This window comes from Paenibacillus sp. E194, assembly GCF_000935845.1.
Lineage (GTDB): Bacteria > Bacillota > Bacilli > Paenibacillales > Paenibacillaceae > Paenibacillus_B > Paenibacillus_B alvei_B.
Genome location: NZ_JMDX01000036.1, coordinates 1 through 13,923, shown reverse-complemented (window position 1 = coordinate 13,923; position 13,923 = coordinate 1). Strand labels below are relative to the sequence as shown.

Genomic DNA, 13,923 nt, shown 5'->3' with positions numbered 1-13,923 from the left:
AGCAGAAGGCAGGCTGGAGAAAGAAAATTATGGTTGTGGAATATATGAATCTTCCGTATTATGGTGTATAGTGCTTCTTTTGATGATACGGAGGGTATTGGTTTGTTACTTTACTATTGATATTGTCGATCTACCTCAGAACAATTACATGAGGAGATGATCGAATATGATATACAAACACTCAGTCGACGGGATTACAGATGAAATGCTGGAAGGCTTTTTTGTAGATTGGCCAAATCCGCCAAGCCCGGAGACTCACCTGCGGTTATTGCAGAACAGCAGCAAAGTGGTTCTGGCGATGGATGAACAAACGGGTCAGGTCGTAGGATTTATCACGGCAATAAGTGACGGTGTGCTGTCTGCCTATATTCCACTGCTTGAAGTGCTGCCAGCATATAAAGGCAAGGGGATCGGCAAAGAATTAGTCAGTCAAATGATGAAAGCGTTGGATGACATCTATATGATTGATTTATGCTGCGACGATGACCTGGTTCCCTATTATGAACATTTCGGCATGATGAAGGCGAACGGAATGATATTCCGGAATTATCGCATGCAGGCTGGGAATCAGAAGGAAATAGAAACGAAATAAAGATAAACGCTTGGGCAGATGCCCAAGCGTTTTTTTTTTTGCATAAGAAGGTCGACCAGCGCCTTAGAACTGAACCGAAAAGCCACGGAATTGGTGAACGCCAGTTCCGAAGCGGACAAGATCCTTCTCAAGCAGCTCTGCAGCCGCTTCTTTCAACGCACCTAATAATTCGGGCTCCAGCCCAAGCCGATTATGGGAGCCGAATACTTGTACAATACCCTCAATCCCCGAAATTTTCTGCCAGGAGGCCACAAGGTCTTCTGGACTCGTCGTAGGATAGAATGCATAGATCGGTGTTTCATCGTACAGCAGATCGCCAGTAAATAAGTAGCCTCTGCTTGTATCGTGCACGACGATATGTCCGGGGGAATGGCCGGGCGTATGATAAACGAAGAGTTTACGATTCCCTAAATCGATGGTATCTCCATCTTGCAGCAGACCAGTTGGCTTGCCTTGATAGGGAGTATAGGCAGCAGGATCGAAGGTAGGCGGTAAGGGTCTCGTAATATCACGCGACACATCTTTGCGAATCTGCTCAATCGGCAATCCCTTAATGCCATTAATGAGCCAATCTTCTTCCAGTTCGTGGACGTAAATCCGCTCGAACTTGCCATGGCTGCCAATATGATCCCAGTGAACATGGGTGGTAAGCACCGTGATGGGCAGGCTGGTTAGCTGACTAGTCATTCGAGTAATATCATCGATACCGAGTCCGGTGTCGATGAGAGCGGCTCGTTCGCTGCCGATAAGCAGAAAGGAATGAACTCTCTCCCAATGTCCGTATTCGCTAATTGCAAACGTGGAGTCGTCAAGCTTCGAGACGTTGAACCAAGGATCGTCTATAACGATAGGATATTTTGTTGCGTGCTGCTCACGATTGGCTGTGTTAGATTGCATGCGGTATCCCTCCAGGAATTGAAGAATGTAATTATTGAATGGCGATCTCTTCGCTGTCATCTTGGAATGCGATCAAAGACAAATAATAGCTTTTTTGATCCTCATTTTCTTCTTTCGTCTCATTTGTTTCTTGCTTCTCATGCTTCGTGAAATGCTTGTCCAGCAGCCGCTTGAATTCTTCGACGAAGGCGTGGAAGTTCTCTTCCGTTGTGATCATTTGATAGGTGGAGGCGATGTTCTTACGCTGATCCAGATTGCTGCTGTTCAGAGCGAAAGATGCAGCCGGTGCGCCCTCAATCTTAGTGCGGGTAACCTCGACGGTCTCCATGAACACTTGTCGCGACGTCTCGATCAGATCCATGCTCGGCAGCAAATGATCTTCTGGAATGAAGCGACTCGCAACTGCCCGGTAATACTTTTGAACGATACCGTTCTTCTCCTCTTTGCGAACAATTTGAATCACCTGATGCTTCTCAAGTTCCTTCAGATGAAAATAAATATTGTTCCGCGTTATGCCCAGCATTTCGGCAAGCTGCTGCCCGGTATACTCTTGCTTGACAAGATTCATGAGTATTTTCGTGCGAAGCGGATCAGCGATTGCCTTTAGCTGTTCATGAGTCTGAATTTTATATACGCTAGTCACAGTCATCGAAACACCTCACTACAATTTACCGGTAAAATATAATTTACTGTTTAGTGTGTTTATATTAACACGAGTTACGCAATTGGGCAATCATTCCATTTCGGATATGAAATACTATGATTAAGGAATAGAGAAATAGAGAAATTGAGACGCATGGTGTGTAACTAGGATTAGCTCTAAAGCAAAATACTTCTGCAGACGGAGTGAAGCAGCTAAGGGTGCATGATACACTCCTTCCAGGATAGAGGAATGGAGGATGATGGATGAAAGTGCAGAGTGCGGCTCGCTCATGGGCCTTTGGGATAATGGCATTTCTGGCAATCATGGTCGGAATTTATGCTTTAGCGATGTATGCTATACCATCTCATATCCAAGAAGCTCCGCTTGTAAAAGGCAAAGGGGAATTGCCGACGTTGTGGTATCCAGTATTGTGGGCGCACGCCATATCTTCAGGACTTGCTATTACTATCGGATGGCTTCAATTCATCAAGCGATTACGAGTACAAAAGCCTAATCTACACCGCGCAATCGGCTATGTGTATGTGTGCCTGATTGCGATTGGGGGGATTACAGGGCTCTATTTATCCTGGTACGCGGATGGCGGTTGGCTCGCCGCAACAGGCTTCGGAGTACTGTCTACTTTATGGATGTATACTCTGTATCAAGGGATAGTCCGCATTGTTGTCGCTCGCGACTTAGCCGGACATGGCCGCTGGATGATTCGCAACTATGCGCTTACATGTGCGGCAATTACACTGCGCCTGTATATGCCGCTGGCAGCGATACTCTTCGGGCTTTCAGATCCCAATGACACATTTGCAGTGATCGCTTGGCTATGCTGGGTGCCAAATCTGTTAGTTTCAGAGAGTTTGGTCGCGCGCCGTCCATCAGTAGGTAGTAGAAAGTCATACATACAATAGCGGTTTGTTTACCTAAACAGTGTGAACGCGGATGCTGATGCAATATTCCGCCTCTACGCTGTTTTTTGCTTTTTTGATACACTTGGGACATATGTCCTTCCCCCAAGACATGGGTCTGATTTTAAATAATAGTGAAATTGAATTCATGTCTAGAGGAGCGGGAATGATGGCGGGAATCCTATTTGCATTGTTAGGCGGAGCGTTCATAACGCTGCAAGGCGTGGCGAACTCCCATATCAGTCAACATATTGGCACATGGCAAGCAGCAACGATTACCCAGTTCACGGGATTTGTACTGGCCTTCGTCCTTCTGCTGCTCGTCCGTGATGGACAATGGAGAAGAGTCAAGCAAGTGAAGCCGATATATCTGGCTGGAGGTGCCTTGGCAGCAATTATCATATCGAGCAATATCACAGCCATTCATCATATTGGTGTGACTCTGACGATTGCGATGGTGTTAATTGCTCAACTAAGTGTAACCTTCATCATCGACGGTAGAGGATGGTTCGGTGTAGCGAAGCAGAAGATGAAGCTGGCGCAGTTCATCGGCATTGGGATGATGATCGCCGGAGTGATTATATTGAAGATGTAATTTTGTGGCAGAGGTGAAGGTGCGCTATGAAAGAGATTAAGGATCGTGAACAACTCGCTCATTATTTGGAGATTCATCAGATTACATCGATATTTAATGCGAACATAGCGCCGCATTTGGCGCTTTACAGCTATGAGCAGGGCGAACTTATCTGTTCACAGGGTGATCCTGCGGAGTACTTTTACGTTCTCGTGAAAGGAAAGGTCAAAGTATATAACACCTCGGCAGAAGGCAAGGCGCTGATCGTATCGTTCAAAACGGCGCTAGAGGCGATTGGTGATATTGAATATGTGCAGGGGATCGACTTTATGAATTCAGTTGAGGCTGTATCGCCTGTGCATTTGATCGGCGTCCACTATCGATGGCTTCATCAATATGGGAAGCATGATCCGCCTCTGCTTCAATTTCTGCTCAACATGATTACGACGAAGTTTTGCATGAAATCAGATTCCTTGAGCTTTAATTTGATGTATCCGGTGGAGGCGCGCTTGGCGAGTTATCTCTTGTCGATATCGTATGATGAATCGGATCCGCGATTTAATGGACAGCTTAATGCGGTGAGTTTGCGGGATGTAGCCAACTTCATTGGCACCAGTTATAGGCATCTGAATCGAGTTATCCATAAGTTCTGTGAAGAAGGCTTGGTCGAGCGCAGTCGAGGGTTTATTTCCGTGAAGGATCGGGAGCGATTGCGTACTCTGGCAGGCCATAATATATATGAAAGGTGAGAGGGGACGCTTATGATTGCAGGCTTAGTATTGGCGCTCATCGCTGGCTCGCTTGTTGGTGTGCAGAATGTGTTCAACAGTAAAGTAAATGAAGGCGTGGGAACGTGGACGACTACAGCAATCGTGCTGGGCATGGGATTCCTAGCGTCACTCACCATTGGCCTCTTAGTGGAAGGAAAGCAGCTATTTGATTTGCCTAATATGAAGACATGGTACTGGTTCAGCGGCATCATCGGGGTCGGTGTCGTGCTTAGTGTGGTACAGGGAGTGAAGCGGCTTGGCCCGACGTTTGCCATCTCGATTGTGATGGCGTCCCAGATTAGTTTTGCGCTGTTGTTCGACTCCTTGGGGTTGCTTGGCCTCGATCAGGTTCCTTTTACGGGAAAACAAGCAATCGGGGTTTTGATCATTATTGGCGGCGTTATTGTATTTAAGACGGGGAAAAGAGTAGAACCGCTGTAGATTCCCTATCTACTTCGTTTTTTTTAGATACGCGCTGGATACGATGCTGGATGTAGAGGATGGATACCAGTGGAATGATTTCTATAAGAAGATAGACGGGCATGTGATGGCAACGGTCACTGAATCGCTTGTTGTGTTGAAGTAGCGGGTCGATGGTTTCTCTGGGGTGATGAAGGGGCTGGCTTAGTGTTCGTTCTGGATCTTTGTTGAAAAGGAAGGAAGGGCCACAACATCCACTTTGCCGTGGATGTTGTGGCCCTTGTATGCGTGAAAGGTTATTGCAGATTGCAGGTTGAAGATTAAAGACTGAAGATTGAAGTTAGGAGCACCTTCACTTCCGCTACTACCAATTCGATCCGCCGGAAGAATTCTTATTGTCGCCTCCCCAGCTAGACCCGCCCGAGCTATTGGAGTTGTTCGAGCTGGATCCGCCCGAGTTGTTGCTATTCGAGTTGGAATTATAGCTGGTCGATCTACTGGTTTGCTCTCGGCGTCTTTCCTCTTCGCGTCTGCGTTCCTCTGCTCGGCGAGCCTCTTGGCGTCTTCGCTCCTCCGCCCGGCGGGCTTCTTCCCGGCGCCGTTCCTCTGCGATCACAGCATCATAGGCGGCATTCATAGCGCTAATAATGCCTGCCACCGCAGCAGCTTCCTGACTGGCGCGTGCGTATTCGCCGCGGTACATATAGTCATTCGCAGAGGACATGATCTGCGAATATTGGGAGTCAAAGTGAGATAATCTTACTTTTCGGTTTGTACGATGATACGTGGAACGATACCGTGCTTCCATGTCATTCATCGTGCGTTCTGCATCGCGCTTCACAATGGCAGTTCGCTCGACATCTTGCAAGTAGGCTTCCGCTTCGCGTGCATATTGCGAGCTTAGCTCTGATTGTAAGTCAATGTCATAAGGAGGCTGGGCGAGCAACTGCTTCAGTCCGGAGTCCAGCTTCATCAAAGATTCTTCCGCATATCGCCATGCTTGCACGAGACGATTGCGCCTAATGGCATCTTGGGCGCGGGTGTAAGCTTGTTCACCGCTCTTCATCTGTCTGTTGATTAGTTCGAGCGCCTGATCCAATTTCATGACGAGTTCTTCATATTGTCTTTGATTGCGATCCTGATCCTGCCAAGCTTGCAGCATGCCATCAAGCTCCTGACGAGCCATCTCGTATTCCTGCACTTCTTCCGAAGAGAGGGAACGCACATTGTCCAGTCTGGAACGCATGTTGGCAATGACGGAAAGCCCGTTATGATACAGTTCCCAAGCATGATTCCAGTAGTTGGAACGGTATGTATGGCTAATTCGCTGGTGCAGCCCATTCATGTGCCGCTCTTCTTCTGGCAGGTTGGAAAATCTATTCGCGATGGCTTGGATGTCCTCCGCATTTTTCAGCTTCAAATCTGCCAGCCGCTGTGTCATATGTACAGCATCCGTCAGGTGCTGGCCTCTGCGTTCTGCCAATTGCACAGCTTCGGAAATATTGCCGCTCCGCAGTTGTTCTAGCATCCGTTCATTCGTGTCTCTAGCTTGCTCCAGACAGCCGTAAGGGTCGATGCGGATTAGCTTGAGTCTATGTTCTTGTACGATGCTTTCAAAGCGGGTGCGACTGCTGGCTACTTCATTCGGAAATTGCTGGTACAGATTGGCGTAATGAGCGATGGACGCAATATCCTGCGCCAATTGCTCGATCTCTACCTTGGAGGTGTCCATGATGGCATTGGCACCCATCGGATCGAAGGTATCCATATCATCCACGGTTTGCACACGGCTGACGAGCGTATGGTAGCGTTGGTCGATTGCCTCAAGCGTCCAACCACGCGTACTGATTTCTTGGCGGTATTCGTATTCGAGCTGCTGAAGACGTGCTCGCGCTTCACGAATGCTGTCTACGAGCTGGCGCTCCGTGACCTCGATTTGTTCAATTTGCTTCGTTAGCTCTGCTGCTTCTTTTTCTCGCGTTTGCCGCACGTTGTCTGCCGCATCGAGTTGGCTTTTGAATTTCGGCAGCAGCGTGTGGGCGAAGCTGATCTGCTTCATTTCCTTCAAGCTGGACTCCAGCGCAATGATGGATGCCGTTAATTGCTGCTCGATAGCCGCAGCTTGCTGCTGCGTCGCGCCTTGATACAGCTCGGTGTAGTGGTGCACACGCTCGAGCGCTTGACTGACAGTGGCCATCACGGCAGGAATTTGGGTACGCAGCTTGCGCAGCCGCTGAACCTGCCACATCCATGCAACTAGCAAGATGCACAATGCAGCTAAGCCTGCTGTTATACCGACCCTAGGCCACGGAATGCTATTCCAGAAAAGGACGAGCGCACTTGGACCTTCCGGTTCCTTCGGCACAGTTACGGGCTGACTTTCATTCTCCGATGCGGGCTTCGATTGTTTGTTGCCGGATGGGAGATCTTTAGCAGGCTTCTCCGGCGTTGGTACAATCGGCACAGGCTTCAATTGTTTGGTCGCTTCCATAAGCGTTATAGTGGCCCTAGCGAAATTGCCCTCTTTCGCCTTCGGAATAAAATGTTTGTCAACGAATGTGCTGAGCTTAGAGCGAGACGAGTCATCATTGGGCAGTGCGTCGATCTTCTCTTGCAAAGCCGGATTGTTGAAGTTCATCTCTACGCGCCGATCTTCCTTAGACAATAGGATGAGGATGTCATCCGCTGTCAACTTCCATTTGTGATATACTTCGGTTGCATATTCTGCTGCATCCTGGCCATCCAAACGATTAATAGTCAGGAGATAGAACGTATAGGGCTTCCCCTTGGCAGCTCGCTCGATATAGGGAATCGATTCTTTAGGAATCATCTTGGCTATATCTCGCACTATGCCCGATTTGCTCGGAATAGCGTCTGCCTGAACAATTCCCGGATGAAGCAACATGACAATCATCATGATGGCGGACAGCCATCGCATTGCATTCTTCACGGTGATCCTCCGTTTCCAGTCGTGTGTTATGTTATTGGTGCCTATTTCCTATTACGTATTACGTTTGATACAAGTATAAGGTGCAGTCGGAAGCGGGAAAAGAACTTTTCTTACAGGGATTGTCATGGTGAGTTGTAGAAGTACGAAGGACGAGCAACTAGGAAAAGTGCAGCCAGCAGGGCTGGATGAGAGCATTTAGGAGTGTAGCCTATATCCAGTACAACAGATGCACGCACTTGAAAATAGAGGGAATTTCACACAAGTCGTGCAGATGTAGAGTAGCTTGCAGAGTTGATGGATATGAAAATAAAATAGAAAGTACAGCCTGTAGAGCAGGCTATAACATAGATAGGTGGAGATAAGATGCGCATATATCGAACATTATTATTTGACGTTGATGATACATTGCTTGATTTCAAGGCAGCGGAGAATATGGCGCTGCGTTTGTTGTTCGAAGGACAGCAGATCGAGCTGACAGAAGAAATGGAAGCCCATTATAAACAGATGAATCAGGGATTGTGGAGGGCGTATGAAGAGGGAAAGATCAATCGCGACGAGGTGGTGAACACTCGATTCTCTCTACTTTTGAAGGAATATGGGCATGAAGTGGACGGTGTTCTGTTGGAGCAAAAATATCGAGGCTATTTGGAACAGGGACATCAGCTCATTGACGGGGCTATGGAAGTAATTACGAAACTGCACGGCGCGTATGATCTGCATATTGTGACGAATGGCGTGTCTAAGACACAGGATCGAAGGCTACGTGATTCTGGTTTGCATCCGATGTTTACGAGTATTTTCGTATCGGAGGATACAGGGTACCAGAAGCCGATGAAGGAATTCTTTGATTTTGTGTTCGCGCGCATTCCTAATATTGACCCGCAGCTGGCATTGATTATTGGGGATTCGTTAAGCTCAGATATGAAGGGCGGCCAGCTGGCAGGTCTGGATACCTGTTGGTTCAATCCCGAAGGGAAAGCGAATGAAACGGATATTGTTCCAACCTATGAAATTCGCTCGCTTCAGGAGCTGTATCAGATATTAGGATTGAAGTGAGAGCATTGGAATAAATCATTGTCTAGAAACGCAATAGACTTGATATAATACTAATAATAGAGAGGGAAAAGGTAGGTGATAGGTGTGGATCTTGCTTTGATTGATGAGTTAAAGAATAGATTGGATTCGCTGCGGCCACTACCTGCCGAAGCCGTTCGGAATTTAGAGGAAGTATATCGTGTTGAATGGACGTATAACTCGAATGCGATTGAAGGAAATACACTGACGCTGCTTGAAACGAAGCTTGTGCTCGAACAGGGGTTAACGATCGGTGGAAAAAAGCTTCGGGAGCATTTTGAAGTTATTAACCACGCTGAAGCTATTGCCTACATTCAAGAGCTCCTTCGTCAGGATCGAGAGCTAACTGAGTATGTGGTGAAATCAATTCATCATCTTGTTCTTAAAAATATCACTGACGACGCAGGACGATATCGAATGGTCAATGTCCGTATATCAGGTTCACAGCATGTTACGCCCCATTATACGGTTGTTCCTGATAAGATGGAAGAGCTCATGAAATGGTACGAGAATCAGCAAGGATTGATGCATCCGGTGCTGCTGGCTGCTGAATTCCATTTTAGATTTGTATTTATACATCCTTTCTCAGATGGAAACGGCCGGACTGCAAGACTTCTTATGAATCTAATTCTGATGAAGCACGGATATCCTCCTGCCATTGTGAAGGCGGCGGATGCTGCCAGAATGCGATATTATGAGACGTTGGAGGAAGCAAGCGTCCAAGGTCAATTGGCGCCTTTTATTCAATTGATTATGGAGTGTGTTGCAGATAGTCTGCAGGCGTATTTATTCGCTGTGGAATAGTAAGAAATGAGGCTGTCTTACGGTCATGTTAAAAATGACGGCAAGGCAGCCTCGTTCTATGTTCGGATGCTATTGTACAGTACTTACATTACTTCCAATGTCCACCCTCTACGATAATGTCGTCTGGGGAGACATCCGGACCAAGTTCGTCTTTTACATATTTATCGTACAGCTGCAGCAGGAATTTCTCTTTTCCCAACGTCTCCAGCTCTTGATTCACCCAATCGCGCAGCTCAGTATTGCCTTTCTTGACAGCTGGCGCGATCGGCGCCTCTTTCTCCAGCTTTTCTGGAATAAGGGCGAAGCCAGGGTTTTTTCGTGCCCAAGCGAGTAGGATGAAATTATCCTGTGCGTACCCATCGCCGCGTCCATCCTTCAATGCTTGTAGGGATTCGGTGTTTTTCTCGAATTTGACCAGTTCAACGTCGGGGTAGTTTTTGGTGAAGAAAATATCAGCTGTCGTTCCCTTCGTTACGATAACTTTCTTTCCTTTCAAATCAGCCAACGACTTAATGCCACTCTTATCGTTTACGAGTACTTGTGTAGTCACCTTCAAATTTGGATTTGTAAAATCAACAATTTCCTTGCGCTCATCGGTCACGGTCATGTTGGCCACAATCAGATCTACCTTATCGCTTTGCAAATACGGGATACGACCTGCTGGCTCCACGACGACGAACTCAATTTTGCTCTCATCCCCAAGCAGATCCTTCGCGAAGCGTCTCGCTAAGTCATTATCGAAGCCAAGCAACTCTCCCTTCTCATTCGTGAACCCGAATGGGGGCTTATCGGAGAACACACCTACGAGAATTTTGCCGCGTTCTTTAATTTTGCTCAGTGCACCGGTATCTGCACTTGATGATTTCCCGCTCTCTTGCTGCGTTGCCGTGGTTGGTTGTTCCTTCGCGCCACTGCCTGCATCGCTTCCGCTGCTGCTTGAGCCGCATGCGGACAATAGCCCGACCGTGAGCAGTACCATCAATAAGGTGAACCCCAATTTGTTCTTCATCCAATCTCTCTCCTTTTCCATGTTTCAATGTCCAAAAATTTATCCAAAAAGCGCCGGGCTCGTTCGGTTCTGGGATCTGCAAAGAAAGCATCCGGCACTCCTGTCTCGCATATTCGGCCTTCATCCATAAATACAATCCGATCAGCTACAGCACGGGCGAACCCTATCTCATGGGTCACGATAACCATCGTCATGCCTTGTTCCGCCAATGCAAGCATAACTTCCAGCACCTCGCGCACCATCTCGGGATCAAGCGCAGCCGTCACCTCGTCGAAGAGGATGACCTCGGGATTCATGCATAGTGCCCGCACGATCGCGATTCGCTGCTGCTGGCCGCCCGACAGCTGACGAGGATAGGCGTCCTTCTTGTCTAGCAATCCGACGCGCTCTAGCAGCTTCTCGGCTTGAACGATCACTTCTGCACGGGGACGCCTCTGGGCCTTGATTGGTCCGAGGAGGATATTATCGAGCACCGTCAGATGGGGGAATAGGTGATAGCTTTGGAACACCATTCCAATCTGTTGGCGAATGTGCTGCCAGCGCGTTGCTGGATTGGTCAATTCTTGACCGTGGAACCGAATGCTGCCGCTCTGCGTTGTCTCGAGTCCATTTAGACACCGAAGCAGCGTGCTCTTGCCGCAGCCGCTTGGTCCGAGTATAACGGTCACTTCTCCTTGAACAATTTGCAGGTTGATGTCCCGCAACACCCAATGCTTGCCGAACGACTTGCCGACATTGGATAGTTCAAGCAATGCGTCGGGCATGAATGATTCCTCCTTTCTTTTCAATCAGTGGGATATTAGGATAGCAGCTTGTGCTCCAGCCTTCTTGATAAGGCCGATAACGGATAGCACAGTATGAAATAGAGCAGGAATAATGCGCCGTAAATAAGGACGGCCTCACCTGTGCGCTCTATAATTTGCTGCCCCGTCTTGATCACTTCGGTTACGCCGATAAGAACAGTCAGTGATGTCGTCTTGATGATGCGTGTGTACACATTAATCGTAGGCGGGATCATGCGTCGCAGCGCTAGTGGGAGCAGAATGTATGTGTACAATTGCAGGGTGCTGAGTCCGATTGCCTTGCCGGCTTCTCGTTGACCTTGCGGCAATGAGATAAGGGCACCTCGTGCAACCTCTCCAACTTCAGTGATCCCCCAGAGTGACAACACCAGTACTGCACATACAGAGCTTGGAACATCCAGACCGAAGAAGATTGGAAGCCCGAAGAAGAAAAAGAACAGCCATACCAAAATCGGGATAGAGCGAAACAATTCCAGATAAGTACGGGTAATCAGCCGCAGCCAAGGACTAGCAGAGGTACGCAGGGCACCGAATAGAAGGCCGCCAATCGTGCTTAGGGCAATGCTCCAGATGGCGATAAGCCCTGTCTGATACAACCCCTTGGCAAGTTGGGGAAGCGATACGACAAGCAAATCAAGTCCCGAACTGGCCATGCTGGAACCTCCTTTCCAGCCAAGACAGCACAAAGGATAATGGCAGGAACAACAGCAAGTACAGGGCCGTCATCATGAGGAGCATTTCATAGGTTTTGTAATACAGTGCAATGTAGTTCGTAGTTGTGTACAAAATTTCCGGCACGGCAACTGCAGATACAACCGTCGTTTCCTTTAGGAGAAAAATAAAATTGGCAAATAAGGACGGTATTGCAATCCGCAGCGCTTGCGGTAGGACGATGACGCGAAATAATTGCCAACGGGATAGCCCGAGTGCCAATCCTGACTCCAGCTGAGACTTGGGAACGGCTTCGATTCCAGCGCGGAACACCTCAGTCAAATACCCGCCACCGAGAAACGTCATCGCCAGTAAGGCTGTGGTGTAGCTGGACATGCGAATTCCGATACTTGGCAGTGCAAAGTACAGGAAGAACAATTGAATTAATAAGGGTGTATTGCGAGCTAACTCGATGTAGGCACGTACAATTGCGGTCAATATCGGTACTCGGAAATACAAGAGAATCGAGTTGAACACGGCAACGAGCAGGGAAGCAATGATGGCCGCACCAGCAATTCCGATCGTGACAAGGGCTGCGTGTACGAAGTCGGGTACATGTTCCAGCATGAAGGGGGTATCGAGTGTCATGTTAGCCGGTCTCCCCCCCGTGAATTGGACTGCCTGCCGGAGACAGTGCTTCTTCTGTTCAAGGAATCACCAGGCTCCAAGATAGGGATGCTGGTCTGGACGACATGTGGGTATTTCAAGCCGAGCCCAGTATTGATCGCAACGACAGTGTCGTTGTCCTGGATCCAGCCGCTATCCCGTAATCGGCGTGCGGCGACGAATGTAGATGCGCCTTCCGGGCAGATGAAGGTTCCCTCGAGCTCAGCAATAAGGCGCTGCTCGCCCAATAGTGCGCGATCATCCACCGCAATTGCACAGCCCTCAGTTCGGTAGATGGCATCCAATATTAGAAAGTCTCCTAGTGCCTTCGGTACATTGATGCCGAACGCAAGGGTAGAAGCATTTGGCCAAGGTATCGACTCGGTGTGCTTGTTCTTCCAAGCCTCGACGATGGGGGCACATCCCGCAGATTGGACGGCAACGAATCGAGGGAGCTTGCCTTGAACCCAGCCTAGTGCCTGCAATTCCGTCAATGCCTTATAAATGCCGATGAGGCCGACACCGCCTCCTGTTGGATACAGGATGACATCGGGCAGCTTCCAGCCTAGTTGCTCGGCAATTTCGAAGCCGATCGTCTTCTTGCCCTCGATTCGGTAAGGCTCTTTTAGTGTAGAGGCATCATACAGGCTGCCATCGTCGCTGAGCGCTTGGGAGATAATTTTGCCGGCGTCACTAATTAAGCCATTGACCAGATGGAGCCGAGCTCCTGCAATTGTGCATTCGCTGCGTGTAATAGCAGGGGCGTCTACTGGCATGATGACTATGGAGCGTATGCCCGCGCGAGCTGCATAGAGTGCCCAGGCTGCTCCTGCATTGCCATTCGTGGGCAATGCTAATTCCTGAACGCCGAGCTCCTTGGCTTTGGATACACCAACAGCCGCGCCGCGGGCCTTGAAAGAGCCGGTCGGCAGGAGCCCATCATCCTTCATATACAACTGGGGAATACCAATTCGGTGTCCAAGCTTGGGCAGGGGAAGGAGAGGGGTGAGACCTTCTCCTAAAGAGATCACGTTCTGCTTCAGCTCGATTGGGAGCAGCTCATGATAGCGCCACAAGCTTGGTTCTCTTGCAGCCAGTTCAGAGCGTCGGACAGTGTCCTTCAGCTCATCCAACCGATAGGCTACAAGTAATG

General features: G+C 48.7%; 15 protein-coding genes. 7 read left to right on the top strand and 8 right to left on the bottom strand.

Going from position 1 to position 13,923, the window contains the following annotated elements:
- Window positions 1-166 precede the first annotated feature (166 nt).
- Window positions 167-592: a GNAT family N-acetyltransferase gene (locus tag AZ66_RS07425; RefSeq protein ID WP_044354258.1), complete on the top strand. Its 426-nt coding sequence runs from the start codon at window positions 167-169 to the stop codon at window positions 590-592.
- Between the two features lie 63 nt (window positions 593-655).
- Here the strand turns inward: AZ66_RS07425 and AZ66_RS07420 are convergent, their stop codons facing one another.
- A complete protein-coding gene (locus AZ66_RS07420) occupies window positions 656-1,489 on the bottom strand; it encodes an MBL fold metallo-hydrolase (RefSeq protein ID WP_044354256.1) in 834 nt (277 codons plus the stop codon).
- A gap of 31 nt (window positions 1,490-1,520) precedes the next feature.
- Window positions 1,521-2,138: an ArsR/SmtB family transcription factor gene (locus tag AZ66_RS07415; protein ID WP_197081665.1), complete on the bottom strand. Its 618-nt coding sequence runs from the start codon at window positions 2,136-2,138 to the stop codon at window positions 1,521-1,523.
- A gap of 257 nt (window positions 2,139-2,395) precedes the next feature.
- Here AZ66_RS07415 and AZ66_RS07410 point away from each other — a divergent pair, with 257 nt between their 5' ends.
- The 4 genes from AZ66_RS07410 (at window position 2,396) to AZ66_RS07395 (ending at window position 4,834) form a co-directional block, all read left to right on the top strand.
- A complete protein-coding gene (locus AZ66_RS07410; RefSeq protein WP_052648430.1) occupies window positions 2,396-3,052 on the top strand; it encodes a DUF2306 domain-containing protein in 657 nt (218 codons plus the stop codon).
- A 166-nt stretch (window positions 3,053-3,218) separates the two neighbouring features.
- Entirely contained in the window at window positions 3,219-3,644 is a 426-nt protein-coding gene (locus AZ66_RS07405; protein ID WP_044354255.1) for a DMT family transporter, read from the top strand.
- Between the two features lie 26 nt (window positions 3,645-3,670).
- The gene (locus AZ66_RS07400; RefSeq protein ID WP_044354254.1) at window positions 3,671-4,372 is read left to right on the top strand and encodes a Crp/Fnr family transcriptional regulator; all 702 of its coding nucleotides are present in this window, start codon (window positions 3,671-3,673) and stop codon (window positions 4,370-4,372) included.
- Window positions 4,373-4,384: 12 nt separating this feature from the next.
- Complete coding sequence (locus AZ66_RS07395; protein WP_021254100.1) at window positions 4,385-4,834, top strand: DMT family transporter; 450 nt, start codon at window positions 4,385-4,387, stop codon at window positions 4,832-4,834.
- A 343-nt stretch (window positions 4,835-5,177) separates the two neighbouring features.
- Here the strand turns inward: AZ66_RS07395 and AZ66_RS07390 are convergent, their stop codons facing one another.
- Window positions 5,178-7,763 (bottom strand): TPM domain-containing protein, encoded by a 2,586-nt coding sequence (locus AZ66_RS07390; RefSeq protein ID WP_044354253.1) that lies wholly within the window; start codon window positions 7,761-7,763, stop codon window positions 5,178-5,180.
- A gap of 363 nt (window positions 7,764-8,126) precedes the next feature.
- On the opposite strand from AZ66_RS07390, the gene AZ66_RS07385 reads away from it, so the two are divergent.
- Complete coding sequence (locus AZ66_RS07385) at window positions 8,127-8,819, top strand: YjjG family noncanonical pyrimidine nucleotidase (protein WP_044354252.1); 693 nt, start codon at window positions 8,127-8,129, stop codon at window positions 8,817-8,819.
- Between the two features lie 75 nt (window positions 8,820-8,894).
- Window positions 8,895-9,641, top strand: a complete 747-nt coding sequence (locus tag AZ66_RS07380) for a Fic family protein (RefSeq protein ID WP_082061486.1) — start codon at window positions 8,895-8,897, stop codon at window positions 9,639-9,641.
- Between the two features lie 88 nt (window positions 9,642-9,729).
- On the opposite strand, the gene AZ66_RS07375 is transcribed toward AZ66_RS07380, so the two are convergent.
- From AZ66_RS07375 to AZ66_RS07355, 5 genes are all read right to left on the bottom strand, one after another.
- Window positions 9,730-10,650, bottom strand: coding sequence for a transporter substrate-binding domain-containing protein (locus AZ66_RS07375; RefSeq protein ID WP_044354251.1), 921 nt, complete (start codon window positions 10,648-10,650; stop codon window positions 9,730-9,732).
- Window positions 10,647-11,414 carry an amino acid ABC transporter ATP-binding protein gene (locus tag AZ66_RS07370; RefSeq protein ID WP_044354250.1) on the bottom strand — a complete coding sequence of 256 codons (768 nt, stop codon included), beginning with the start codon at window positions 11,412-11,414 and terminating at the stop codon, window positions 10,647-10,649. The genes AZ66_RS07375 and AZ66_RS07370 overlap by 4 nt, the downstream gene beginning before the upstream one ends.
- A 35-nt stretch (window positions 11,415-11,449) precedes the next feature.
- Window positions 11,450-12,106 (bottom strand): amino acid ABC transporter permease, encoded by a 657-nt coding sequence (locus AZ66_RS07365; protein WP_044354249.1) that lies wholly within the window; start codon window positions 12,104-12,106, stop codon window positions 11,450-11,452.
- Window positions 12,087-12,752, bottom strand: coding sequence for an amino acid ABC transporter permease (locus tag AZ66_RS07360; protein ID WP_044354248.1), 666 nt, complete (start codon window positions 12,750-12,752; stop codon window positions 12,087-12,089). The genes AZ66_RS07365 and AZ66_RS07360 overlap by 20 nt, the downstream gene beginning before the upstream one ends.
- Window positions 12,749-13,923 (bottom strand): threonine synthase (locus tag AZ66_RS07355; protein ID WP_044354247.1); only part of this gene is annotated, 1,175 nt, incomplete at its 5' end. The genes AZ66_RS07355 and AZ66_RS07360, both read right to left, overlap by 4 nt.